The sequence below is a fragment of the Alteromonas hispanica genome (genome assembly GCF_010500915.1).
GTDB lineage: Bacteria > Pseudomonadota > Gammaproteobacteria > Enterobacterales > Alteromonadaceae > Alteromonas > Alteromonas hispanica.
The window spans coordinates 415634-441326 of the sequence record NZ_JAAAWP010000002.1; the positions used below are offsets into that span (position 1 = coordinate 415634).

Genomic DNA, 25693 nt, shown 5'->3' on the forward strand with positions numbered 1-25693 from the left:
TCGCTGCACATATGTTTATGCCGCAACTTTTATTATTTTTAGTTCTTCATAGGTAGAGCTAACCGCAGTGCGTTTTACTCTGCTACGTAGGGTATAAATTAGATAGCTCGGCTTCTTTACCTTTCTGACGTTTAAGGTATGAACTTCGGGCGACATCTATGGCGTTAGCAAGCTCTGCCATAATAATGTCGACGCTTGCAGAGTCTGTTGCCTCACTCGTCTTTGAAAACCGCGACTTATGTAATTTATCCAAAGGCTCTTTTATAGCGTGAGTCTCAGGAAGGTCATCCGGCATAGGGCGCACTTTTGTGTTGCCATTTAAAGAGCGCAACCAAAGCTGCAGGGCAGTATCTACTTGTGAAACGTTTTTAGACTTCACCGCTTGCATCAATACTTTGTACGCCTGATTCTCTCCGCTGTCTGAATTTTTATTCGTCAGTCGAGTGTTTTGACTGTTCCCAGCGTTTTTGTGATCGATTGTGCGATATCTTCTAATATAGAGCATTAGCACCATAAAGGTAACTAGCCAACCTAATGCCAAAACGGAAATGACCAACCAAACTGTGTTATTAGGCCACGGCGTGTCGGAAGTACCTTGTTGCAATTTTGCAGGTGTTTGCTGAGTTGAGTTTTCCGGTCTGCCTTGCGTAGATTCTTGTGTCGAGTCTGCCTCGAGTGAAGAACTTGGTGCTGTTGAGTTGGCGGAACTTTGATTTTCGCTCGTTGAGGCGGCGTTTTTACCTTCACCAGAGGCGGCAACGACGGTTATAGATTGAGATGGAATGGTGGCATATTCGGTTTTTTCAGTCAGCGTGTTAAACCAAGGAATAGTAATTTCAGGTAAAACCATTTTTCCTGGCTCGGTAGGAATAATGGCCAGAGAGGTTTGTCGCTGGGCGATCAAACTCTGGTTTTTTTCTACCGTAGTGGTGTTTGATTGGTCTGGATACAGTTTAAACGTTGGCGGATAAAATTCGGGAATTTCCGGCAATTGTTCTTCAACTACTCCCAGGGCTGTCAGAGTGACAATGCGGGTAATTGGCTCGCCGACTACGAAACTATCGCCTTGTGGCCACTCTTCGTCAAGCCTTACCATTTCTGAAGGTAGCCAAGGGTAATCGATGTCACGTGGAATAGGTTTAATATTGACAACAATATCAGGTCCTACGCGATTGATTTGTTGAGTGCGGTTGAAAAAACCGAAGCGCTGATTGGTATTCGACGCCATGACTTCACCGGTAAATACTGGGCCGCGCAGTGTGAATTCTCCAGACGCTTGAGGCACCACAGCAAACTGCCTCTCAATAATCTGATATCTTCTCCCGTTTTTAATATCGGTATATTGTTTGTCATCTCCTAATTGTCGAATTTCGGCGTTTTCCATTTCGGGGGCTTGCAAACTGCCGCGTTCGATATTGCTCGAGAGATGCAGCTTAACTGTGTAAAGAAGCTGTTGATTTAGGAACGCCTCTGTTAAATCAATATCCGTCGTGACAAAGTAATCTCTGGCCACGTTGCTTTGTTCCTGAACGGGAATAACGGTAACCTCAATGGGATAAGTACTTTTGTTTTCAACCCGTAAAGACGGAATAGTAAATGTGCCTTCTTTTCTTGGGAAAAGTGTCGTTGTCCATGTTGTGGAGCGTTTTGCATCGAAGTTAACTATAGAAGTTTGACTGCTTACCGAAGTGCGTCCTACTACAAAGTCTTTTAGTAGTGGCGAACTATCAAAGGCATCTCTGTCAGCACTTCCATCAGCAGTAACTGTCAGTCTAATGGCTTCATCAAGCATGACAGGGTTTTTGTCTATCGTTGCTTCTACTGAGTTGATATCAGCGTGAGCAGGCAGAATAGATAAGGCGGTAAACAATATCGTTAACGATGTAGATTTAGATAAAACTTTCATCTACCAATCTCTCCGGTTTGATGGCATGCGTTCTCTTTTGCGTTTTTGGGCTTCTAGTTGCATTTTTCTTTTCAACAAAAATGCAGGGTCATCGGGCACTCTTCGCATTAGGTTTTCCATACGCTGCATTTCTTCTTTTTCTGCATCAGTCAATTCCTCTTGCTGCGCCTGCAAAGCACGGGCCTCTTCTGACTGCTCAGACTCGTTTTCTCGACTATTTGAGCCTTCAGCCTGTTCGGTATCACCTTTCTCGCTCTGATCATTTTGCTGATCGCTTTGGGATGGCTGAGATGACTGCTCTCCTTGCTCTGGTGATTGAGGCTGATCGTTCTGCTGCCCCTCACTTTGATTATCACTGTTTTGTCGTTCAGAGCTCTGTTGTTCAGAATTTTGTGACTCACTGCCTTGCTCGTCACCGTTTTGTGATTCGTTACTATTTTCTTGGTTCTGCTGACCGTCAGAACTTTGAGACTGATTATCTTGTTGCTGATTTTCGCTTTGGTTGGACTCATCACCAGACTGATTTTGTTGCGACTGCTGGTTGTTTTGGTTTTGCTGTTGATTCAAAAGCTCTTCTACCAAGGCTTTATTCGCCATTGCATCATCATGCTTAGGCTCTTGTTGTAGCGCTTCTTCGTACTTTTTAATTGAGGCCTCTAACTTACCAAGTTTTGCAAGGGCATTGCCTTGGTTATACAGGCTGTCCGCGCCTGATACTTTTTCATACTCGGTTAGTGCTTCTTCGTAACGTCCCGCCTTATACAAAGCTGAGGCTTTCCAACTATTGCTCTCAAATTTATCTGCAGCACTTTTAAATTTTTCCTGCTTATAATCGCTCAACCCCTCTTGATCAGAATTGAGAAAAGGTGATTGCCACCAGGGTATCGTTGAGTCGTTGCTCGGTAATTCTGTTATTGTTTGTTGCTCCTGTTGCAATTTGCTGTTTGCCTGTGCATGAGCTTTCGGGGCTGTTATCGGCACAGAAACGTACAGAGAAAAAATAATGAAAAAAATCAGGCCTCTACGAAAAGCATAGGCTGCAAAAGGCAACAGTAGAATAGCGATGTAGGGGCCAACCTCTCTCCACTGGTCACCTTGCGCGCCACTTTCGCTATTTTCATCATCATTACCGCTATTCCCATCTCTATCGAGCAAGGAAATCGATGTTAAAGCGTCGATGTCTTCATCATTAGATGTGAAACTTTTACTCTGCCCGCCGTTTGCTCTAGTTACGCTTCTTACCGCACCTTCGTTTAGCTTGGGTATAACAATACTTCCAGATGTGTCTTTGAGTAATTCGCCGTTTAACTGTCGTATCGGTGCTCCCTCAGATGTCCCAACAGTAAGCGCATTTAGCGTAAATGGCATGGAACTCACATATTCTTGCAGTTCTTTCTGCTGGCCGAACTCAATGCCGTCGGTAATCCAATATATAACGCCGTTTTTGAAGCCTGCGTTGGTTAAAAGGTCGTTTGCTGCTTGTATACCTAGTAGCGGATCGCTTCCAGGTACAGGCATTATTTCAGGCGATAAGCTGGGAAGTAGGGTAGTGATGTTACCGGCATCTTCTGTAAGTGGGCTTATGACAAACGCATCACCAGAATAGGCGACTAAACCCATCTCACCCTCAGAAATGGTATTTATTAAGTCAATTGCTTTATATTTCGCTCGTGTTAATCGGTCTGGTGTCATGTCCGTTGCTCGCATTGACATAGACATATCAATTACCACAACGTGACCCATTTTAAGCTGGTATACAGGCTGAGGTAACCGCTCCCAGGTAGGGCCAGCAAGGGCAACAACAGTTAATATCCAAACAAAAGGCAGCAACCACATTGGAGGTCGCTTAGCTTTCTTTATTTTCCCTACCACCATATGGCTATACAGGTGAGGAGGTATGACAGATTGCCACCCTGAATGCTTGGTGGAGCGTCTTTTCAACCATATAAACAGCACAAGTAAGGGGATTGCTGCAAAGAACCAGTCAGGCCGAATAAAGTGAAAATTATTTAAAAAATTAGTTGTCAAATCGCCGTTTATCACGCTCGTCTCCCTGCTCGTTTCATGTGAGAGGATTCATGCGCTGACTCCACAGATTTGTTAGTCATACGTTTAAGAGTTGTGCTGATGAAAACAATGACAATCCAAAGCATTGAACCTATCAAGGCAAATGCTAGGGGGTAATAGAATAAGGCCGTAAGCGGACGCATTTTGCGAGTCTCGCCTTGTATGGGCTCTAAATCATCCAGTTGCTGGTAGATGGCGTTGAGCTCTTCAGCATTGCGTGCACGAAAATATTGCCCCCCAGTAGAGCTCGCAATATCTGAAAGCATGGTTTCATCTAGCTCTTGCGATGGATTTATTTGTCTACTGCCAAAGAAGCTTTGGATGAGCATTTTGTCGGCGCCAACACCGATAGTATAAATTTTAACATTTTTACTTATGGCCAACTCTTTGGCTTGCTCAGGCGTAATATTGCCTGCAGTGTTTTGGCCGTCGGTAAGAAGAATTAATACGTTGTTGGATTCATCTCTAGCGTCGAATCGTTTTACCGCCAATCCAATGGCATCACCAATGGCGGTTTGTTCACCAACAAGACCAATTACTGCCTCACTAAGCAATGTTGAAACAGTTTCACGGTCGTACGTTAATGGGGCTTGCACATAGGCGGTGTCGGCAAATAATATCAGCCCCAGCCTGTCGCCTACGCGCCGCTGAATAAAGTCATAAACTACCGACTTCGTCATAGTGAGTCGGTTAACTTGACGGCCATTGAGCTGCATATCATCAATTTTCATACTGCCTGAAAGATCAACTGCAAGCATCATTTCTCGACCTTCGTTAGGAATGCTAACCGGTTCGCCCAACCACTGTGGCTGTGCGGCAGCGGTGACTAATGCTAGCCAAATAATAGTGGCAGCAACTAATGCTGTTTTACTTTTATTCGCGATAATTTCATCACTGTGCTGTTGCGGACGAAGTTTTGGAACGCGTAACGCGGCGCTTGCAGCCTCGGGAAATTTGGGAAATAGAAATCTCACTACCAATGGCAAAGGCAGCGCTAAAAATGCCCACCACCAATTAAAATCAAGCATTATTCCGATGCCTCTATAAACGTTGTTGCCTGTTTATCTTTATTAAACGCAGCGTGTTTAATCCATGTCTTTACCGCTTTTTGGCAGGTCGTGAAATCGCCAGAGTTTTCCTTATTGGAGTAGAGATTGGCGTTTAGAATACTTAGACCCTCTTCAATTTCTTGCTGCTTTCGCGGACAGTTTGCCAACAAAAATGCATGCCACTGAGTTCCGTGCAAACCGGCTACGGCCTCATGCTCAAAGTATGTAAGCGCAGTTCGTTTAAGCAGTGCGTTTAGCTGCATAGCCCAATCGGGCGCCTGGTTTGAAACTAGGTCTACGTTTTTTAAAGCTATTTTACGTGCTTGGTTAAAAGCGACATGTCGTTTTATAACAACGAATAGCGTCACCAACACGCCCGTAATAATAAAAAGTAACGCCCACCACCCCCAGTCTAACGGCCACAGGTGTACATCGGTTGGCGTGTGTATATCTCTTAGTTGCGCAAGCGGGTCCTGTTGAATTGCAGCGGGCTGCTGGGAAATCGCGTTCGGCTGCGAACCCGTCACCGACGATAGTTCAGGAAGTGCTGGCGGCTCAATGCTAGGTACTGGCTGCGGTGGCAACTCTTGAGCCGACGTACCAGTTAATGTCGAATTATCCTGTGTCGAATTAGCCTGTGAAGATGACAACATTATACTCGCTCTCTTTGCATACTTTGAAGCTGCTCGTCTAGCGGGAAAGCACTTGATACGTGATAGCGCGAAATATTCATTTTTTTCAGCGTTTGGCTTATTACCGAGTTTTGTTCCTCACGCCACCGACGATAACTCTGCGTCTCCTTACTATCACCAAGTACCCAACGCTGTTTCACTTCTCCATCTGAAACACTAACGCTCTGCAATGACCCCGTTTCTGGCAGGGAGTGCTCAAAGGGATCATCAACAACAATTGCTCTCACTTCACAGTGGCGTGTAAGGTGGCTAAGATGTTGCTCTGCCGCAGTACTTAAATTTTGAAAGTCAGAGACCAGGTAAACCAAGCTCCCGGGTTTCGCCAATCTGCGTGCTCTAGCACAGGCATCTGCGAATGACTGTTGATCTCGAGCACTATTGGGTTCTTCTTCTGTGGCATTTTTGTTTAACGCTACCAGTTCGTGGCAAACGTGCAGCACCGCTTTTTTCCTGCTAAGCGGTTTAACTTCTTTATGTTCACTTTGGTTGAAAACCAATGCTCCTACTTTGTCACCCCGGGCAGCAGCTGACCAACTTATTAAAGAGGAGATATGAGCAGCCTGCACCGCTTTTGTAAGCAGCTGAGTACCGAAACTCATAGAGGGTAGATAGTCACAGAATATAAATACTGGGCGCTCTCTTTCTTCTCGATATATTTTGGTATGCGTTTTCCCCGTCCTTGCAGTAACGCGCCAATCAATAGCTCGAATATCATCGCCAGCCTGATAATGACGGGCCTCGTCGAATTCCATTCCTCTACCTTTGTGCTTAGTGAGGTAACTACCCGCTAAGCGAGCTTGAGGCGTTCTTTTAGGCGTCAAATTGACTAACTTGGACAACTGCTGATAGCGCAATAACTCCGCTGTAGTGAGCACTACGCCATTGCTTTTCAACTTTTCAAGTTGTGAGTGAATATCTGTCATATATTATGGTACAGCGACAGTAGCAACAATCTTATCCAATACATCATTCACAGTTACACCTTCAGCCTCAGCTTGATAGGAGAGTATGATACGGTGTCTGAGTACATTATGCGCAACCGCCTGAATATCATCAGGTCCTACAAAATCTCGACCACTTAGCCAAGCGTGAGCACGAGCACATCTGTCAAGACCAATGGTCGCCCTAGGGCTTGTTCCCATTGCTATCCATTGAGCAAGCTCGCTGTCAAAAAGCGCAGGTTTTCGGGTTGCCATAATTAATTGAACTAAGTAGTTTTCCAACTCTGGTGCCATGTATAAAGAGAGCGCTTCTTTGCGAGAAAGAAATATATCATTTTGGCTAAGCGTTGGGGGCGTCACCGGAGGCTGCTCCAGTGCTTCACCTCGAGTTAGTCGCAATATATCAAGCTCGGTGTCGGCATCTGGGTAGTCGATGTCTACATGCATTAAAAATCGATCGAGCTGCGCTTCAGGTAAAGGATACGTGCCCTCTTGTTCTAAAGGGTTCTGCGTAGCCATAACGAGAAATAACGGAGGAAGGGGATAAGTTTTACTACCTACGGTTATCTGTCGCTCTGCCATGGCCTCTAGCAATGCTGATTGTACTTTAGCAGGTGCTCGGTTTATCTCATCAGCAAGTACTAAATTGTGAAAAAGCGGACCTTTCTGAAAGACAAACTCTCCCGTCTCAGGGCGGTAAATATCAGTTCCCGTCAAGTCGGCAGGCAGTAAGTCTGGAGTAAACTGAACACGGTGGAAATCTCCATCAACTCCATTAGCAAGCGCGTTGATTGCCCGAGTTTTAGCAAGCCCCGGCGGTCCCTCAACCAATAAATGTCCATCGGCAAGTAGCGCGATTAAAATGCTTTTCGTCAATGCATGTTGACCAATAATTTGTTGGTCTAGATAAGCATGTAATTGTTTGAATTGCTCTGCTGCCATAATGCAATGATTCCACGTAAATTCTAGTTGTTAGGATGTGTTGGTGTCATGTCGAAGATGAAACTACCTTTTCAATCATCATTGAATGAAGATGCGAGTTACACAAAAAACGGAATATGTTCCAAATTGCCATCCACAATGACACAAAACAGACTATGTTTCTCATATAAGGTTCATTTTCCGTTTCTTCAAGTATCCAAGTTGAACGAAAATATGAGTAAAAGTGCACAGAGCAAACAGTGAGCTGCCGCTTTCTCTCAACGTTTGGCGATGCTGTTTGGCGTATAAACCTTATTCTGGTCTCATTATTTGCTATTTTGTTCATAGTTTGTAAAAATCAGTGTTATTACAGGTCAGACCACTTGTGGAGGGTGTAGATAACACTTGCACAGGGTCACTAATTTAGGTGCATTATGTCTACAAAACAATCAGTTACTACCCGAGAGGGTGATCGCATCGCCATTGTCGCGGGGTTGCGTACTCCGTTTGCTAAAATGGCGACATATTTTCACGGCGTACCTGCTGTTGATTTAGGAAAGATGGTAGTTAACGAGCTTCTTGTTCGTCATGGCATTCAAAAAGAATGGGTCGATCAAGTGGTTTATGGCCAAGTAGTTCAAATGCCAGAAGCACCGAATATTGCTCGTGAAATTGTCTTAGGTACTGGAATGAACGTCCATACTGATGCATACAGTGTGTCAAGAGCTTGTGCAACCAGTTTCCAATCAACGGTTAACATTGCTGAAAGTATGATGGCTGGACACGTACAAGTAGGTATTGCTGGTGGAGCTGATTCTACCTCTGTGTCACCGATTGGTGTGTCTAAAAACTTGGCAAGAGCGCTAGTAGATTTGCAAAAAACCAAAACGCTTGGCCAGAAGTTTAATATTTTCAAACGCTTGGGCCTTAAAGATTTGGCGCCTGTGCCGCCTGCTGTTGCAGAATATTCAACAGGCCTGTCAATGGGGCAGACTGCAGAGCAAATGGCGAAGTCGCATCAAATCTCTCGCCAAGAACAAGATAAACTTGCCCATCGTTCGCACAGCTTTGCAGCGAAAAGTTGGGAAGAGGGTAAACTTTCAAATGAGGTTATGACTGCCTACGCTGAACCTTACAAGGGGGCTCTAGAGCGCGATAACAATGTGCGCTTTGACTCCAAGCTAGAAAGTTACGCTAAGTTACGTCCTGTTTTTGATAAAAAATATGGCTCTGTTACTGCCGCAAATGCCACTCCGCTTACCGACGGCGCATCTGCTGTTATCATGATGACAGAAAGCCGTGCCAAAGAGCTTGGCTACACGCCTTTAGGTTACATAAAAAGTTATGCTTTCTCGGCAATTGATGTATGGGAAGACATGTTAATGGGTCCATCCTATGCTACGCCTTTAGCGTTAGATCGCGCCGGTATGACATTGAACGACTTAACCTTAATTGAAATGCACGAGGCATTTGCGGCGCAAACCCTTGCCAACGTTAAAATGTTTGCAAGCGATAAATTTGCCAAAGAGAAGCTAGGACGCAGCAAAGCGACTGGCGAGATAGATATGGACAAATTTAATGTGATGGGAAGCTCTATTGCCTACGGACATCCATTCGCAGCAACGGGAACTCGTATGATTACGCAAATGCTTAACGAGCTAAATCGTCGTGGTGGCGGTAGCGGCCTGCTAACCGCATGTGCAGCCGGTGGTTTAGGTGCAGCAATGATTGTGGAGACAGAATAATATGAGCCAGGAAAATATGAGCGAAAGCACAGAAGTAAAAAATGAAGCAACGCCAACCACAGGCGCCTTTTCATTAACTAAACAGGACAACGGTGTTGCTATTCTAAGCATGGATGTTCCCGGTGAGAGCATGAACACGCTTAAAGCCGAATTTGGTGATGAAATAAGCGCTATGCTCGACGATATCGAGCAGGACAACAGTATTAAAGGTGTTGTTGTCATCAGTGGTAAAAGTAATTCTTTTGTAGCCGGTGCAGATATTTCAATGCTCGCTGCCTGTAAAACAGCTGAAGACGCAACAAAAATAGCAGCAGGTGGGCAAGCGGTTTTTGATAGAATCGAGAGTATGAAAGCTACGTTTGTGGCGGCAATTCACGGTCCTGCTTTAGGCGGTGGATTAGAACTTGCCTTGGCGTGTCACTATCGTGTTTGTACTGATTCTTCAAAAACTCAAGTTGGCTTACCAGAGGTCCAATTGGGGTTATTACCTGGAAGCGGCGGTACTCAACGACTTCCTCGTTTAATTGGCATTCAACAAGCCATGAAGATGATGCTAACAGGTTCGCCTGCAAGAGCTAAACAGGCGAAGAAATATGGCATCGTTGATGATGTAGTGCCTGAAAGTGTGTTGCTCGATGTAGCGGAACAATTTGCTTTAAAGCGTAAGCCAGAGCGTGAAGCGCCGCAAAAAGGGCTTATGAACAAAATGTTGGAGACCACAGGTCCAGGTCGCAACATAATGTTCAAGAAGGCGCGTGAGGCAACGTTTTCCAAAACCAAAGGTAATTACCCAGCACCAGGCTTCATTATCGATGTCATTGAAACGGGTATGACTGAAGGTATGAAAGCGGGGTTAAAAGCAGAAGCTGAGGCTTTTGGTAAGCTAGTTATGACCCCAGAGTCTTTCCAACTTCGCCAAATCTTCTTTGCTACTACAGAAATGAAAAAAGAAAATGGGGTAGAGGGCGTTACACCTGCAAAAGTGAACAAAGCGGGAGTGCTTGGCGGCGGCTTGATGGGGGGCGGTATTGCTTTCGTTACGTCGACAAAAGCCGGTGTGCCAGTGCGTATTAAAGATGTTCGAGCTGAAGGAATCGCGAATGCGATGAAATATAGCTACGATATCTTGAATAAAAAGGTGAAGAAACGCTTTATTCGCAATAGTGAGATGCAAAAGCAGCTTTCGTTGCTTACTGGCACACTAGATTACAGTGGTTATAAAGACATCGACATTGTGGTTGAGGCCGTGTTTGAAGACCTCGATCTCAAGCAAAAGATGGTTGCCGATATAGAAGAAAACTGTAAAGAGACAACTATCTTTGCTTCTAATACTTCGTCTATTCCTATTACCCAGATAGCAGCCAAGGCCAAGCGACCTGAAAATGTCATCGGTTTACATTACTTCTCTCCGGTAGACAAAATGCCGCTTGCTGAAGTTATTGCACATGAAACAACGTCGGACGAAGTAATTTCTTCTACGGTCGAGTTTGCTAAAAAGCAAGGAAAAACCCCTGTTGTTGTAAAAGACGGTGCGGGATTTTACGTGAATCGTATATTAGCGCCTTACATGAATGAAGCGGCCAACCTAATATTAGATGGCGAGCCGATTGAGCATATCGACAAATCACTCGTGAAATTTGGTTTTCCGGTGGGGCCAGTGAAACTGCTTGACGAAGTGGGCATTGATGTTGGCACTAAAATCATTCCCTTTTTAGTGGAAGCTTTTGGTGAACGTTTCACCGCGCCTTCAGCGTTTGATAAGGTGTTAGCAGACGGCCGTAAGGGTAAAAAGAACAAGAAGGGGTTCTACGACTACGAAGGTAAAAAGCCTGGTAAAGAAGTGGATGAAAGCATTTATGAGTTACTTAGCCTTTCACCATCAAGTAAGTTGAGCGAAAAAGAGGTGGCTGAGCGCTGTGTTCTTATGATGCTTAACGAAGCTGCCCGATGCCTCGACGAAGGTGTTATTCGCAATGCCCGTGATGGCGACATTGGCGCTATTTTCGGTATTGGGTTCCCACCTTTCTTAGGCGGGCCTTTCCGCTACATGGATACCCTTGGCATTAAACATGTGGTTTCACGACTACATCATTACTCTACGGCCGTAGGCGATAAATTTGAGCCTGCTGACGTATTGGAAAAAATGGCTGAAAGCGGAGAGTCTTTCTACTAATACTCGCATAAGCTAATTTGAGAACCGGGCTTTCGCCCGGTTTTTTATTGGCTGAGTCAAGCCTTACTCTTCACAAAGTTCCCATCGAGGCTTTTATAAAGGCCGTTGTAAAGAATAGTCAGTAGCGCCGCGGCAAAAAAATATTTTGATGTAAATATATAATCACCACGACTTATCGCGGTATAAAATACCATTCCCCAGCAGTAAAAAATATTAACTGCCAGAAGCACACGTTCAAAGCGTTGCAGTTTATGGAGGTCTTTAGTGAGTTGCATCGTAAACCCCTGAGTCATTTGTTAAAAAAAGCTGGAAATCAGCGGCTACTTGCAGTGAACCTATGTGCCTAAATAACCAAACCTCCCCAACCAACATTGCTCCTGACGGGCTTTTCAAAATTAAATAAATAGCACATGGTAACTGTCTGCAAGTTCAAAAATTTCATATAACGGAATTTAAAAAAGCTTTTCTTAGCAAAACTCACTTATAACCTTTACATCATTTTTTGACGTTGTGTGTTTACTCAGAGAGGATGGGGCGCCATTACTCATCACCGGAGCTTGCTAAACTTAAACTACGTGTTGCCCCGCGTTATCAAAATGTTGAATGTTGAGAATTCGTCGATTTTCAATCAAATTTGTGCGTTTTAGCTGGTTTATTAGTCAGTTTTTAGTAGAATCGCCACGCCTGTTTTTGTGCTAGTCAAAATGTTGACGTCGTGCTTTTCAAACAAGCAATTATTAAAACAGCCTATGTTGTATTCTGAATTTTAGTTTCTTGGAGACGTGTTTTGTTGTCACTTATATTCTTAAGCGTAATATTTAGTGTTTATTTTTATGTTGAGGCGTTTAAGTGGGGAATGAATGCAAAACGGTGGGCAGCAGCTGGGTTAATCTTCGGACCTATAATACTCCCCATGTTCTCAATTTCGCGACATATGCATTGGCGCAATGCTGTAGGGTTTAATAATCTTTTCATCGCGGCCTGAACGCCCTGTAACGGCCTGTCCCCCCTGCAACGGCAGCCCCCTAATTGCGAACCTTAATATCGGAAAGCAAGTGCCATCTATTGCAGCTTTGCGTCAGTAGCCACGTTGATTAACAGTAGTCTTGCTTAGATACTTGAAGGTTGTGTAAAAGACAGACATAAAAAAAGAGAGCTAGGCTCTCTTTTTTGGGTCTGATAATATGATTTTATAAACCTATACCCATGCCGTTGCCACCTGTGCGAGGCTTTGGTATGTAGTTCGTTTCAGTAGCCACTTCTTTCTGCGACTCTGGGGCTTGTTTAGCGCCTTCTTGCTTGTCGGCAGCAACTGGAGTGGCGGTAGATAGTACTAGTGCAACTGCGTACTCTTTTAACATGTCTTTTTCCTCTGATTTTATTTTTTTAAACGAACAAACAAAGTCGATGTTATTTTTTATTGTCGACACTTTTATCTATAGCTAAAGTTATGCCAACTTAAGAAAGCATATATAAATCAGATGTTTATTGTTTTTGTGGTGGTTTTTTGACGGTTTTTTTAACCAAAAGTCTAATAAACTTTTGCCTAATGGGCGAAGTGATGCCGGGTATAAAATAGAAGGGGGCAGGCAATCGCCTACCCGAGAAGAGAAAGATAAATTTAATGGTTATGAAAGTAGCTAAAGAAAGTTGCAACCTTAGTTACTTACTGAAGACTGGTGTTTCCAAGAATGGAGTTTAGCTGTTGATTTTCAGTGAGAAGTTTTTCAAAACGTTCTGCGTTTAATGGTTTGCTATAAAGAAAACCTTGCAGCATTTCGCAATCATAGCGACGTAGAATATTGAGTTGTGCCTCTTCCTCTACCCCCTCTGCTACCACTTTAAGACCTAAATTGTGCGCAATATTGATAATTGCCGCTGCCATATGCCTGTCTACATTGCTTTTCGCGATGTCATCAATGAAGGCTTTATCAATTTTAAGCGTATTAAGAGGAAAACGCTTAAGGTAAGCAAGCGAAGAGTAACCTGTGCCAAAGTCATCCAATGCCAAGTGAATACCGCGCTCTCTTAAGCGCATCATCATTTGCAAGCCATTTTCGGGACTTTCCATAAGGGTGCCTTCGGTAATTTCGCATTCTAAATGCAGCGGCGATAACCCTACGTCGCTCAATATCCGATTAATGCGTTCATCAAGGTCTGGTAACTCGAACTGCTTTGCAGAAATGTTTACCGCTACTCGGCCAGTAAACAAGCCTTGGCTAACCCATCGTTTAGTATCGGCGCAGGCTTTTCTTAGTACCTGTTCACCAATTTCGATAATTTGACCGGTTTGCTCTGCAAGAGGAATAAACTGTCCTGGGCTCACAATACCTTTTTGTGGATGTTCGAAGCGTACTAAAGCCTCCATACTCACTAGCTTACCTGAAGTAATATCCACTTTGGGCTGGTAGTAAACCGTAAATAAGTCATCTTTAATGCCCTGTCTTATCAGGTTTTCAATTTGCAATTGGCGAACGGCGTTTTGATTCATCTCGCCGCTGAAAAATTGATAGCTATTACCACCGTTATTTTTCGCAAAGTACATGGCAGTATCTGCATTTTTCAACATTTCTTGCGGCGACAAACCGTCGTCAGGGAAAAAGGCTATGCCAATACTTGCGCCCAGAACAAACTCCTGCTTGTTTATTATGAACGGGCGCGACAGGGTATCTAATACGTTTTGTGCACAATGCGTGACTGTATGGATATCAGCATTGTTCTCCATTAAGATACTAAATTCATCGCCGCCCAGACGATAACAGGTGGCGTTCTTCCCTGTAATTCTCTGCAGACGTTTAGCAATTTGTTTGATCAATATATCGCCAGTTTGGTGGCCAAGAGAGTCATTAATTTTCTTAAAGTTATCCATATCAAGGCACAGCAGGGCATGCTGTTCACCTTTTCTTACCAGATTCTGGTGACTTGCTTGGAAAAACGATCTGTTTGGTAACTCCGTTAATGGGTCGGTATTGGCAAGCTTCAATAGTTCTTTTTCAGTGTTTTTACGCGAAGTGATATCGCTGAAAACGCCCACAAAATGACTTATTTTACCGTCTTCATCATGTACAGCATCAATATTGAGCTCTATCTCAAAGCGGTCACCGTTCATACGTACGCTTTCGACTTCACCGCTCCAGTTGCCCTTTGTTCTTAAGGTTTTCTTAATTTCTTCCGTAAATGCATCGGGGTAAAGATGAAAGTGCATATAACTGGCAAGCGCTTGATCGCGGGTTTCACCGGTATATCCGCAATACGCATTGTTAACGCTAATAAATTTAAACTTAGTGTTAGATATGAAGACACCTTCCGAGATGTTTTCTATAGAGCGTTTGAATAGGTTTAGCTGCTCTTCGGCTTCTTTAAGGTGGTGAATATTTTTGAGTGTGCCAGTCATGCGAATTGGCTGCTCATTGTGATCCCGCTCTACCACTTTTCCTCTGTCTAGGATCCAAATCCACTGATTTTTGAAAGTCTTTGCTCGGTAGGCCAACTCATAATAATCAGTATTTCCCTCAAGGTGCGATGTTAGAGCTTCTTTTACCCTGCTAAGATCATTGGGGTGTATGTTCGCATCGTAGGCTCCGGTAGTACGAATATCATCTTGAGGGAAGTCCAGCGTTCCCCATGTGTTAGCACGGTAAACTTGCCCGCGGTACACGTCCCAATCCCATAATTCGTCTCCTGAGCTCCACAACGTGAGCTTTAGTCTTTCTTCAGATTCTTTTATTGCCAGCTGATTGGCTTTTCGAATTTGAAGCTGGCGCACCAGAAAGGTAATTATCACTATCGTTATTAATGCATAAAAGACTAACGCAACTGCATGAAGCCAAGGCGGTCGTTCTATTTCTATATTTAGCGTTCTGCTCTCAGACCAATTTTTGCCAGGCTCTTTAGCTTGTACTTCAAAAGTATAATTACCGAAGCCAATATTATTGAACTGTGCAACGCGATTGTCTTCGATATATATCCAACCCAAATCCTGTTTACTTAACTTGTATCTATATTCAATTTGAGAGGGATATACAGGATTTATCAATGCAAAAGAAATGCTAAACCTTGTTTCATCGTGTGTAAGTATTAATTTATTGAATAAGCGAATGTCTTGGCTGAGGGCATAACTTTGTGAGTCATTGGATTCTGCAACTTGCTTTTTGTCGATAACTTTCGTTGCTCCGAAGACCCTCAATTTATCGAGTTGTGGCAGAGTCGTTTGTGAGCTGAGTCTATATGCGCTAGTAGCCTTCTTTGAAATCTTATTATAACCTTTGCTACCACCGAAGTAGATGGACTGATCAGCTGATACAAATACAGAGGACTCACCCAAACTGTTATAGTTTAGTTCGGAGTAGGGAATCACTGATTCTTTTTTTAGAGAAGGAAGAGCGATCTGGTGAACACCTATCGCGTCGGCATACCAAATACTGCTGCCAACTCCTGCGGATGAAATTATGTATCCGTTACTGTCGTCTCTTTCTTGTCTTTTGATTATATCAAAAGAGCTTTTGTCTACCATTAGAACTCCGTCTGAACGTGTAGTAAGCCAGAATGCTTCGGATGTCTCATAGATGGCGTAAACTTTTGAGTTTAGGCTTGTTTGCTTCGAAATTTTTTTGATAACTTCTTTTGATGTAATTGAGACAATTATTAAGCCTTTATCATTTCTCAGCCAGAGCCTGTTTTGACTGTCAGAATAAATTGGGACAAGTGTTTGTTCCAAACCTTCGATATCTAATTTTCTTGCTGTTAATTTTTTGCTTGGATTTGTTAGGGCATTTGCTTCGATGTACGCTGGTCCCAAAACCTCATGCCAAACCCAAATAATATCATTGTGATAATGGATATGGTCTATAATGTCGCCTTTAAATAAATGGGCTACTTTTTTGATAACCCCATTTTTTTCTTCATATGCAATCAATCCATCTGAAGAAGCCAGCCAGTAATAGCCACTAGAGTCTATAGCTAAATCCCAATAGTTTGAGGGAGGAGGCTCGTTGTCGGAATATTTTAGATAAGAAATATCACCTGATTTTTTGTTAAATTTGGCGAGGCCACGCTGTTGAGTGACCAGTAATAGCTCTTCAGATAAGTTCTCAGCCAAAGCCCATACAGTCGCAAAGTTGTCTTCAGCTTGCCTGTTTGAGTTGTAGACAGCTTGAAAGTGAACGCTTGCATATTCAGGGTGGTACCTAAATACTCCCTGATGAAAAGTGGCTACCCAAACACCTCCAGTCCGGTCCATCATTATTTGTAAAGTAATAGCATTCGGAAAGCCTGTTGTTTCAAAGTTCGCTGAATTTAGATGTAAAACCTTAAATTTTGTTTCCGGTTCGATATCGCTGTCTGCGGCATTGTTAAGTATAAACAGGCCAGAAGCGGTTCCAAGCCATACATCCTTGCCGATAACCTCAATGCTTAAAGAATTCAAGTTTCCGTCGAAGCCTAAGCTACTTCCATCCGTTTTTAAAATTGTTTTACCATTAACGTTGACAACCCTAAGCCCTTCTTTTGTTGCAAGCCAATAGTTACCATTAATGATTTTTATATCGTGTAGTGCGGTAGAGCCTAAATTAATGCCCCATGGATTTACTTTATTTAAATTTGAAATTTCATCAGTTTCATTATCAATAACCCTAGCGCCTGATGTATTAGAACCCACCCATGTACGGTTCACTTCATCCATTATTACCTTGACGAAAGTTCTATCATCAAATATCTGCATTGCAGACACTACTTTCTCAATATGTGGGTCGTACTGGTAAAGGAACTTCCCATCTGCGAAGAGAATGTTGCCTGTTTTAGATTCACTAATGGCTGTTATATAGTTCGACTTTATGATCGAGTTTTCTTGGTTGAATACTTTAAAGTCGTCGGTTTCAGCTCGGTACATTGCCAAACCACTATTGGTCCCTGCCCACAAAGTGCCTGCAGAGTCTAAAAACAGTGTTTGCACGAATCCGGAAGGAATTGAGTTAGGGTCAATATCTGAAGGGTGGTATTGCTTTACTTCATAGCCTGAATAGCGATTAAGGCCATTTGATGTCGCTATCCATATGAAGCCCATGTCGTCTTCCACAATATCGAGTACTGCAGTATCTGAGAGCCCCTGTCGCTTGTTTAATTCTGTAAATTGTAAATCTGATAGTTCGATTGCTTTGGCAGAAAAACTTTCTGACATAAGCAATAGCAAGAGAAACACAGTTTTTATTAGGGTTGAGCGCACCTAAACACCTTTGGCTTACGCCGATTATTTTTTATTTTTTATTTTTAAATTAGGTTCCAGCCGCATCCCTAACAACTAGAGAAATTAATATGCCCAATTCAGGCAGTCTCCACAAGGACTTTTTGGGATTGCGGTCACAACGGGTTAGTTCTTAGCCAAAAATCACCGCTACGTTATATAGTTATCGACCGCAATAAAGAATTATTAATCAATGATATGGAATTTTTTGCTTGAATTCAGCGATGCTGTTAATAGAGCGTTTTTCTGGGCAATGCATGGGGGGGAATTTGCCATCGGAGTAGAGTACTATTTCACCGCATCGCTCTCGTTTTGCTAATTGGTCGGCGAAAACCTGAATTTCTTCAAAGGAGAGGTTTTTAACGCATTCTGCTAGTTTCAAGTGCCTATCAAATGCTAAGTCCTGAGTGCCCAAGCTAACCCACAGTCGTTGAGATTTCATCGAAAGTGTTAAATCTCTTTCTTCTAATTGCTTTAGCAGGTTTTGCTGAATAGTGGGCCAATAGAAGCGGTAGAACTCTATCTCATTTAACTGCTGAAACAAAAAGGTAGTCATCGCGTCTAGCAGATATTTAGGTTCCCTTTCTGGGCTTTGTATGTAGAAGGCAATACCGGGGTGCTGATTATGGGGCACGTAGCCAGTGCCAACAATATAGCCCAGCTGCTGCTCCGTTCTAAGCGCATTGAAAAACGGAGCGGCTAACATTTGCTCTAGCACCATGCAAAGTGCTGTGTCAGACAAATCTGCCGTTGGCGCTTGTAAATACAATACCACGGCGCCGTCGTCATGCTTACAATTCACATGATGATAGAGAGTTTCGCCAGTCGGCAGCTTCGAAACTGCGCGGGAGAGAGGAATGCCAGTCGCGTTACCACAGCTATTAGACAGCGATTGGGCATATTCATTTGCATGGGTGGTATTCCAATTACCATGCATAAATGCTTCAGCAAAATAATGATCGAACGCACGTTCTTGAGCATCCAACATTTGTTCATGAGAGATTTCAGACATGACGTCTAAAAGCTCTATTGGCGCTTGAGTATTACGCTGAATGAGCACACTTAATCGAGAAAATAGTCTATTAGTTGGTTTGTTCAATAGGGCATTGTGTAATGCTTGTTCTTGAAGTTGCTTGTGATGCGAAAAATCTCGTTGATTAGGAATAAAGCTGACCACCGCATCCATTAATTGGGCCGCAAGGAGAGTTTGTTGATTGGTAAAACCACGGGTATGTAAGGTGAATCCAGCTTGATGACCATAAATACGATAATGCAAACCCGCAATTTCAGCGCGGTAATACTTTGCCTGTAAATGGTCGTTCAGCGCGCCCAGCCAAATACGCTTCGCTGCAACAGCATTGAGAGAATCTGAAAACCCCTTGGCATCAAATGAGATATAAATATCTCCCTTGGGGCTATGAAATTGTTGGTCTTGCGCAAACCAAAAACGATATCCCTTTTGCTCGATGAGTTTGTTCGGTAAGTGAAAGCCGGGTTCGGGGAGTGCGAGTTGATATTCGCTGCCCAGATAAGGGTTAGGCGGCGGCAAAGCCAATGAAGCGATATTTCGAGGGGTATCCAGTTTTGCTATTGTGTCTTTTGAAATCTTCTCAACACTGTACATAGCCTCATAAAATGCGCATGTTCTATTGACGTTTACACCTTTAGATATAACCTTCAAGCGAATGTTACTAGGGGTAAAGTAGGATAAGGCATTGAGTATGACAGCCTGTTCAAAATTACCAATTGTCGTTCTTAATACGTTTAGCTCTGAAGGCGAAAATACAAATTGGTGCTGGGCATAATCAGTGATCAGATTTAAGGGTTTTATATTTTCTTCGTATTCTAGTGCCAAGGTATCAAGCTGCACTTTTTCTTCATATCGCCAAGCTTCGCCAGAGGCTTTCTCAATTAGCTTAATATAGCTAAACAACGCCTCTAAAATCTGATATTTATTTTCCAGACCTTCATCGGTAAGTTGAAAGCTGACGTTGAAGTCTTTAAATCCGTCGCCTTCGATGCCAGCTCCCGCAATCAAATTTAATGCCCAATCCTTTTCTTTTAAAAAAGCTAACAGGCTACCGTCTCCTTCGTCACCGAGCAAATGGCTTATATAGTTTAGAGGTTTGCATTTATAGTCGTTTTGCAAGGGAGGAAGTGCAAAAGTCACTATCATACGTTTTGCTGATTGAAGAGGCTGAATATTGATTTGAATGCCTAGCTCATCAGAACGATAAAGTGGTGGCCAAGTGTCGCTGGCAAGTTGTCCTGTGCTTAATCCTCCAAAACATTGGAGAATCAACGCATCTAATTGCTTTTGCGGCATGGGGCTGGCGATACATAAACACAGGTTTTTTCCACAGTATCGTTGCTGATGCATTGACTTAAGTCGCTGTTTTAATTCCAACGAGGTATGTTTAGAAAAAGTATCGTTATTTCCTACTGAAAATTTCGAAAACGGGTGCTCTGGGTTGCATGTCTCTTTATGAATTTGGTAAAGACGTCGCAAATCATCTTTTTTCTTGAACTCAAATTCCGCGTGAATATTTTTGACCTCACTTTCGATGGACAACTCTTCGAACAATGGCTGGCGAAGCATATCCGCAAACCCAGGCAACGTTTGCGCTAGTGCCCCTGCATGGCAACTATAGTGATAATTGGCGTATTCTGTCCCAGTCCACGCATTTAATGTTCCGCCATGTTGCGTTATAAAATCGTTTATTGCGTTGGGCTTGGGGAAATGTCGACTGCCCATAAACAGCATATGTTCGAGTAGATGAGCAAGTCCTTGGCAGTCGTTCGGATCGTAAAAATGTCCAGCTCGCACGGCAATGGAGACGTGGGCCTCATTTGCATCAGGAGTATGACAAGTCATAACACGCAATCCGTTGGGCAGAGTGGTGTGATGAGCATTATCAAACTTTATGGTGTTATTCATGTCATCCTGTTGTGCGCTAGACTCCTTACTTCTGGAGTGGGGGTTAAATATGTAGATTAATACGAATAGATAATTAAAATACTCGCTATTCAACGGTTAGCGCTAGTCGTATTATCAGCTCTCTGATATCTTTACCAATATCCACTAATACTATGCGCTATGTTATGTCAGGTCAAAGTAGCAACGACGACATTTTTATCTTTATTATGCGTCATGGCGAAGCAGAATCACCATGTTTAGATGACAAAAGCCGCCAGCTTACTCCATTAGGCAGGCAACAGTCTCAATCTGCTGCATTATGGCTTAATCAACATTTCTGCCAAGATAACCGCGTTGATGTAACACTTCACAGTCCTTATCGCCGAGCACGCCAAACACTTGACGAAGTAGCGCGAACAATCACGGCGGAAAAGCTCGAAATGAGCGAAGATATCACGCCAGATGGCTCACCAAAGTTAGTGAGCGATTACATTCAAGCTCGTATCCATGCGTCGGTTAACGGCAACCGACCTATAAAAAAGCTTCTCATAGTCAGTCACATGCCGCTAGTGAGCTATCTCGTCGATGAGCTTTGCCAATCTTATACAACCAGTCTGTTTGCAACCGCTTCTATAGCGGTTGTTAAATATTCCTTAAGCAGCCACAGTGGCACTTTGATGACCCATTACCAGGGAATCTAGAAACAGCTCAAACACACGCCTTAGTTATTTAAATTATCTGCTAACACATTGAGTTAGCAATTTGTCGAGTTATTTTCATTTCTAAGTATTAAGTTATTCGTTAGCGCGCCGATACTTCTTTTGAGAGTGTCAGTGTATTTATCGAAGGGTTGGGAAATGGATAGCAAATCTATTCCTGAGCTCCTCAAGCGTTCACTTCAGTCGCATATGGCTGAGGCAGACTTGCGCGAAGACGAGGAGACACAGGTTATTATTGCAAAACTGTCTGTATTGTCAGAGAAGGTTGCAGCGGCAAAAGCAAAGGCGCTTGAAAAAAGAGCCCAGCGAATTGCCGACGAGCAGTAATTTATAAGGCTTCAAGTCCTAAAGGCCTAGGTTGAGGTATTGCCTTTTTCTTCGCGGTAATATTCAGGCATCACTCGCACGGTTTTAATCATGTTTTCCGTTATATCGACAATTTCCAACGGATAACCAGCAAGACGAACACTCACCTTATTTTCCGGAATTTCCTCTAAATACTCTAATAAAAGACCATTAAGCGTTTTAGGGCCTTCAATTGGCAAATTCCAATTCATTTCTTTATTCAGTTCTCTGACGTTAGCACTGCCATCGACAAGCACTGAGCCATCTTGTTGCACGTGCGCTTCTTTACTGTGATCTGGAACCATACTAGTGGTGAAGTCACCAATGATCTCTTCAAGAATATCTTCTAGTGTCACTAAGCCCATAATATCGCCATACTCATCTACAACCAGAGCAATACGTTCTTTTTCAGCCTGAAATTTATACATTAACGTGTGCAGCGGCGTCGACTCTGGAGTGAAGTAAATCTCTCTTACAGCCCGCAACAAACTCGACTTTGTAAACTGATCTTTGGATAACAATCTCAGAGCATCACGCACGTGAACAAAACCAACGGCGTCGTCTACGCTATCACGATATAACAGTACCCGGGTGTGCTGAGCATGAGTAAGCGCTTTTTGTATTTTTTTCCAATCGTCGTTAATGTCGATTGCAAAAATCTCGGCTCTGGGCACCATGATATCTTCAGCGGTTACGCTCTCTAGATCGAGAATGCTTACCAGCATATCTTGGTGTTTTTTAGGGATCATAGTGCCGGCCTCGAAAACTACTGTTCTCAATTCCTCTCGGCTTAACGAGTCATCGTTACCGTTAGCGGGGCTTATTCGAAGCAGTGCTAAGATTCCGTTGGTAATACCATTTATAGCCGCCACAAACGGATATAAAATCGTGAGTAGGGGAAGCAGAATAATGGAGCTTGGGAATGCTATTTTTTCAGGATACAGGGCTGCCAAGGTTTTAGGCGTAACCTCCGCAAAAATGAGAAGAATAAGAGTTAAGCCAAACGTTGCTGCCAGAATTCCCCAATAGTCACCAAAAAGGCGAATACAGAGCACGGTAGCCAAGGATGAAGCGGCAATGTTTACGAGGTTGTTACCGATAAGAATAAGACCAATAAGCCTGTCAGGTCTGTCGAGAAGTTTCTGTACGCGTTTAGCGGCCCGATTCCCTTCGCTTTGAAGATGCTTTAGTCGATAGCGGTTTATCGACATCATTCCGGTTTCTGAACTAGAAAAATATGCAGATAATAATATGAGTACGCCGAGCGCAATAAACAGCGTACTCGTTGATATGTCGTCCAAAAAGATGGTTTCCTATGTATTAACAGCCTTCAAATCTAGCCATTGAGAGGCATGATTTTGAGCTAAAAAAATTCAAGCTAAAAAGAGATTTATGTTCTCGCTTGCTCGCAAATTAATGTCACTATGGTATATCGCGATATTCTACTACAGCAACAGCTCGCGAACTAATTTACTGCCAAAGTAAGCCAGTGTAAGTAGAACTACACCAGTTATTGTCATAAGAATGACTTGTTTTCCTCGCCACCCTCGCACTTTCTGACCTACTAACAGTACCAAAAATACAACCAAAGCAGCGGCAGAAAGAACGGTTTTGTGAGCATAAGTTTTACTTAGCATGTCATCTAAAAAGATGAAGCCGCTGATAAGTGATACTGTGAGCAACGATGTTCCTGCCAGCAGCAATTTAAATAAAATATTTTCAACCAACATGAGTGGCGGCAGTGAAGAGTGTAGTAGTGCAGCGCCTTTTTGCTTTAGGCGATAGGTGATATACGACATCTGTAAAGCATAAAGAAACGCAATTACCAGTGTGCAATAGGCGAACAGCGATAGGCTTATATGCACAACAAGTCCGGGCTGGAGCTCAATGTGCATTATATAGGAAACGGGAATAAACGCTGCGGCAAGCACGGCTAGGCTTGCGAAGCCAAAGACCACGGGTAACAAAATTAGGTTTGGTATAGCGCGTGCAAAAATCAGCATTGAGACAGTAATTATCCACGACACCAAGGAGAGTACGTTGGTAACGCTCATGTTTTGTCCTGGAGCAATAATAATCACACCTATTAGAAATGCGATATGCGCGATGGCACCCAAACTTGCCAAAGAAAGTGCAAGACGTTTGTTAGGCCCTTCGTGGTGTACAAATTTGCCGATTAACACTGCTGCGGCCATAACATAAAGTAGGGCAGCAGAAATGGCGAAAAGGGTGTTCATTATTCTTCCTGTGATAATTAGGTAAATCGTCGCCGATTGAGTCGCTATTGATACTGCAACTCACGATCAAATTCAACCATCTCCTTGATTTTGTTTACGCGCCTTTTAAGTTACAATGCTCCCATTACGTCTGAAATCAAAAGAAGTTTCATACTATGTTTGAGAATTTATCTGAACGCCTTGGCCAGACATTACGAAATGTAAGTGGCAAGGGTCGTCTCACAGAAGACAATATAAAAGATACGCTTCGCGAAGTGCGTATGGCTTTATTAGAGGCCGACGTTGCGTTGCCAGTTGTAAAAGCCTTCGTTGCTCAAGTTAAAGAGCGCGCTGTAGGCGCAGAAGTGAGCAAAAGCCTTAAACCCGGCCAAGTCTTTATCAAGATTGTACAATCTGAGTTAGAAGCGGTGATGGGGGAGGCCAATGAAAAGCTAAACTTAGCTACTCAGCCTCCTGCCGTAATTTTAATGGCAGGTTTGCAAGGTGCGGGTAAAACAACATCTGTAGGTAAGCTGGCAAAATATCTTACGGAACGCGAAAAGAAAAAAGTCATGGTAGTGAGTGCTGACGTATATCGACCAGCCGCTATCAAGCAGTTAGAAACTCTTGCCAATGAAGTTAATGTAGGTTTTCACGAATCTACAATTTTGCAGAAACCAATTGATATTGTAGAAAGCGCAATCAGCGAAGCCAAAAAGGGCTTCTATGATGTGTTGCTTGTCGATACCGCAGGTAGGCTTCATGTTGATAGCGACATGATGAGCGAAATTCAAGAGCTTCATGGTGCGGTGAAACCCATTGAAACGCTCTTCGTTGTTGATGCTATGACGGGGCAAGATGCCGCAAATACAGCCAAGGCGTTTAATGATGCGCTTCCGCTTACCGGTGTCATACTCACGAAAGCCGACGGTGACGCTCGTGGTGGTGCTGCGCTGTCTGTTCGCCATATCACCGGCAAGCCTATAAAGTTTATTGGTATGGGCGAGAAAGTTGATGCTCTTGAACCTTTCCATCCAGAGCGAATAGCGTCTCGTATTTTAGGTATGGGCGACGTTCTCAGTTTAATTGAGGAAGTTGAGCGTAAGGTCGATAAAACTAAAGCCGAAAAGCTTGCGAAAAAGGTTCAAAAAGGTAAAGGCTTTGACCTCGCCGACTTTAAAGATCAGCTTGAGCAAATGAAAAGCATGGGCGGTATGATGGGAATGCTTGATAAGCTTCCTGGCATGGGCGGCATGTCAGAGAAGATCAAAGAGCAGGCTAACGATAAGCAATTCAACCAAATGGAAGCGATTATCAATTCAATGACGCCTGGAGAACGAGCTCGCCCAGATATCATCAAGGGCTCGCGTAAGCGCAGAATTGCAGCCGGTTCAGGAACTCAGATTCAGGACGTGAACCGTTTATTAAAGCAGTTCACTCAAATGCAGAAAATGATGAAAAAGATGTCTGGTGGCGGTATGAAAAAAATGATGCGTCAGATGAAGGGCATGACACCTCCAGGTGGTGGTTTTGGTGGTCCAGGAGGGCCGGGCGGCTTTGGCGGTGGTCCTGGCGGATTCCCACCGAGATAACCACTTTGCTCTAAAGTGGTGATTTTAAAAATTGGACTTCGGTTGAACACCAAACAAAAATAAATAGAAAAGCCTCAATGAATGCCAATTATTGAGGTTTTTTACGTTGTGGCATGTGGCTGATTCAAAACACGAACTTAAGTTAGCCCAGGCACAAATGAAAGATAAAACT

Annotated in this window: 16 protein-coding genes; 5 read left to right on the forward strand and 11 right to left on the reverse strand. The window is 43.4% G+C overall.

Features of this window, described 5'->3' with window-relative positions; genetic code table 11:
- Window positions 1–82 precede the first annotated feature (82 nt).
- Genes GTW09_RS04765 through GTW09_RS04790 form a run of 6 tightly spaced genes read right to left on the reverse strand, consistent with a single transcriptional unit; the run spans window position 83 to window position 7597 of the window.
- Window positions 83–1906, reverse strand: coding sequence for a BatD family protein (locus GTW09_RS04765; RefSeq protein WP_163110484.1), 1824 nt, complete (start codon window positions 1904–1906; stop codon window positions 83–85).
- Window positions 1907–3949: a vWA domain-containing protein gene (locus GTW09_RS04770; protein ID WP_338024923.1), complete on the reverse strand. Its 2043-nt coding sequence runs from the start codon at window positions 3947–3949 to the stop codon at window positions 1907–1909.
- Window positions 3946–5001 (reverse strand): vWA domain-containing protein, encoded by a 1056-nt coding sequence (locus GTW09_RS04775; protein ID WP_163110486.1) that lies wholly within the window; start codon window positions 4999–5001, stop codon window positions 3946–3948. Before GTW09_RS04775 ends, GTW09_RS04770 begins: the two co-directional genes overlap by 4 nt.
- On the reverse strand, window positions 5001–5675 hold the full coding sequence (locus GTW09_RS04780; RefSeq protein ID WP_163110488.1) for a DUF4381 domain-containing protein: 675 nt from the start codon (window positions 5673–5675) through the stop codon (window positions 5001–5003). Before GTW09_RS04780 ends, GTW09_RS04775 begins: the two co-directional genes overlap by 1 nt.
- Complete coding sequence (locus GTW09_RS04785; RefSeq protein WP_163110490.1) at window positions 5675–6637, reverse strand: DUF58 domain-containing protein; 963 nt, start codon at window positions 6635–6637, stop codon at window positions 5675–5677. The genes GTW09_RS04780 and GTW09_RS04785 overlap by 1 nt, the downstream gene beginning before the upstream one ends.
- A 3-nt stretch (window positions 6638–6640) precedes the next feature.
- On the reverse strand, window positions 6641–7597 hold the full coding sequence (locus GTW09_RS04790) for an AAA family ATPase (RefSeq protein ID WP_071979519.1): 957 nt from the start codon (window positions 7595–7597) through the stop codon (window positions 6641–6643).
- A 413-nt stretch (window positions 7598–8010) separates the two neighbouring features.
- Here GTW09_RS04790 and fadI point away from each other — a divergent pair, with 413 nt between their 5' ends.
- A complete protein-coding gene (fadI, locus tag GTW09_RS04795) occupies window positions 8011–9321 on the forward strand; it encodes an acetyl-CoA C-acyltransferase FadI (RefSeq protein ID WP_163110492.1) in 1311 nt (436 codons plus the stop codon).
- 1 nt (window position 9322) lies between these two features.
- Entirely contained in the window at window positions 9323–11494 is a 2172-nt protein-coding gene (gene fadJ, locus GTW09_RS04800) for a fatty acid oxidation complex subunit alpha FadJ (protein ID WP_420809537.1), read from the forward strand.
- Between the two features lie 1190 nt (window positions 11495–12684).
- On the opposite strand, the gene GTW09_RS17445 is transcribed toward fadJ, so the two are convergent.
- The 3 genes from GTW09_RS17445 to GTW09_RS04810 all read right to left on the reverse strand — a co-directional run bounded on the left by GTW09_RS17445 (window position 12685) and on the right by GTW09_RS04810 (window position 20670).
- Window positions 12685–12855, reverse strand: a complete 171-nt coding sequence (locus tag GTW09_RS17445; protein ID WP_203565622.1) for a hypothetical protein — start codon at window positions 12853–12855, stop codon at window positions 12685–12687.
- A 305-nt stretch (window positions 12856–13160) separates the two neighbouring features.
- Window positions 13161–17714, reverse strand: a complete 4554-nt coding sequence (locus GTW09_RS04805; protein WP_163110494.1) for an EAL domain-containing protein — start codon at window positions 17712–17714, stop codon at window positions 13161–13163.
- Window positions 17715–17922: 208 nt separating this feature from the next.
- A complete protein-coding gene (locus GTW09_RS04810; protein ID WP_163110496.1) occupies window positions 17923–20670 on the reverse strand; it encodes an insulinase family protein in 2748 nt (915 codons plus the stop codon).
- Between the two features lie 164 nt (window positions 20671–20834).
- Between GTW09_RS04810 and sixA the strand changes: the two genes are divergently transcribed.
- Complete coding sequence (sixA, locus tag GTW09_RS04815; protein WP_232230613.1) at window positions 20835–21350, forward strand: phosphohistidine phosphatase SixA; 516 nt, start codon at window positions 20835–20837, stop codon at window positions 21348–21350.
- A 156-nt stretch (window positions 21351–21506) separates the two neighbouring features.
- A complete protein-coding gene (locus GTW09_RS04820) occupies window positions 21507–21695 on the forward strand; it encodes a hypothetical protein (RefSeq protein ID WP_071979512.1) in 189 nt (62 codons plus the stop codon).
- Between the two features lie 26 nt (window positions 21696–21721).
- Here GTW09_RS04820 and GTW09_RS04825 read toward each other — a convergent pair whose 3' ends face one another.
- Both GTW09_RS04825 and GTW09_RS04830 read right to left on the reverse strand, forming a co-directional pair.
- Window positions 21722–23014 carry an HlyC/CorC family transporter gene (locus GTW09_RS04825; RefSeq protein ID WP_163110498.1) on the reverse strand — a complete coding sequence of 431 codons (1293 nt, stop codon included), beginning with the start codon at window positions 23012–23014 and terminating at the stop codon, window positions 21722–21724.
- Window positions 23015–23158: 144 nt separating this feature from the next.
- Window positions 23159–23950 carry a cytochrome C assembly family protein gene (locus tag GTW09_RS04830; protein ID WP_163110500.1) on the reverse strand — a complete coding sequence of 264 codons (792 nt, stop codon included), beginning with the start codon at window positions 23948–23950 and terminating at the stop codon, window positions 23159–23161.
- Window positions 23951–24105: 155 nt separating this feature from the next.
- On the opposite strand from GTW09_RS04830, the gene ffh reads away from it, so the two are divergent.
- Window positions 24106–25521: a signal recognition particle protein gene (gene ffh, locus GTW09_RS04835; protein WP_071979509.1), complete on the forward strand. Its 1416-nt coding sequence runs from the start codon at window positions 24106–24108 to the stop codon at window positions 25519–25521.
- The last annotated feature ends 172 nt before the right edge of the window (window positions 25522–25693 follow it).

What these genes read in the sequence shown, in the direction of transcription:
- GTW09_RS04765 (WP_163110484.1), bottom strand. Translation starts at nt 1,906, where the DNA reads ATGAAAGTTTTATCTAAATCTACATCGTTAACGATATTGTTTACCGCC.
- GTW09_RS04775 (WP_163110486.1), bottom strand. Translation starts at nt 5,001, where the DNA reads ATGCTTGATTTTAATTGGTGGTGGGCATTTTTAGCGCTGCCTTTGCCA.
- GTW09_RS04780 (WP_163110488.1), bottom strand. Translation starts at nt 5,675, where the DNA reads ATGTTGTCATCTTCACAGGCTAATTCGACACAGGATAATTCGACATTA.
- GTW09_RS04785 (WP_163110490.1), bottom strand. Translation starts at nt 6,637, where the DNA reads ATGACAGATATTCACTCACAACTTGAAAAGTTGAAAAGCAATGGCGTA.
- GTW09_RS04790 (WP_071979519.1), bottom strand. Translation starts at nt 7,597, where the DNA reads ATGGCAGCAGAGCAATTCAAACAATTACATGCTTATCTAGACCAACAA.
- fadI (WP_163110492.1), top strand. Translation starts at nt 8,011, where the DNA reads ATGTCTACAAAACAATCAGTTACTACCCGAGAGGGTGATCGCATCGCC.
- fadJ (WP_420809537.1), top strand. Translation starts at nt 9,323, where the DNA reads ATGAGCCAGGAAAATATGAGCGAAAGCACAGAAGTAAAAAATGAAGCA.
- GTW09_RS17445 (WP_203565622.1), bottom strand. Translation starts at nt 12,855, where the DNA reads ATGTTAAAAGAGTACGCAGTTGCACTAGTACTATCTACCGCCACTCCA.
- GTW09_RS04810 (WP_163110496.1), bottom strand. Translation starts at nt 20,670, where the DNA reads ATGAATAACACCATAAAGTTTGATAATGCTCATCACACCACTCTGCCC.
- sixA (WP_232230613.1), top strand. Translation starts at nt 20,835, where the DNA reads ATGTCAGGTCAAAGTAGCAACGACGACATTTTTATCTTTATTATGCGT.
- GTW09_RS04820 (WP_071979512.1), top strand. Translation starts at nt 21,507, where the DNA reads ATGGATAGCAAATCTATTCCTGAGCTCCTCAAGCGTTCACTTCAGTCG.
- GTW09_RS04830 (WP_163110500.1), bottom strand. Translation starts at nt 23,950, where the DNA reads ATGAACACCCTTTTCGCCATTTCTGCTGCCCTACTTTATGTTATGGCC.
- ffh (WP_071979509.1), top strand. Translation starts at nt 24,106, where the DNA reads ATGTTTGAGAATTTATCTGAACGCCTTGGCCAGACATTACGAAATGTA.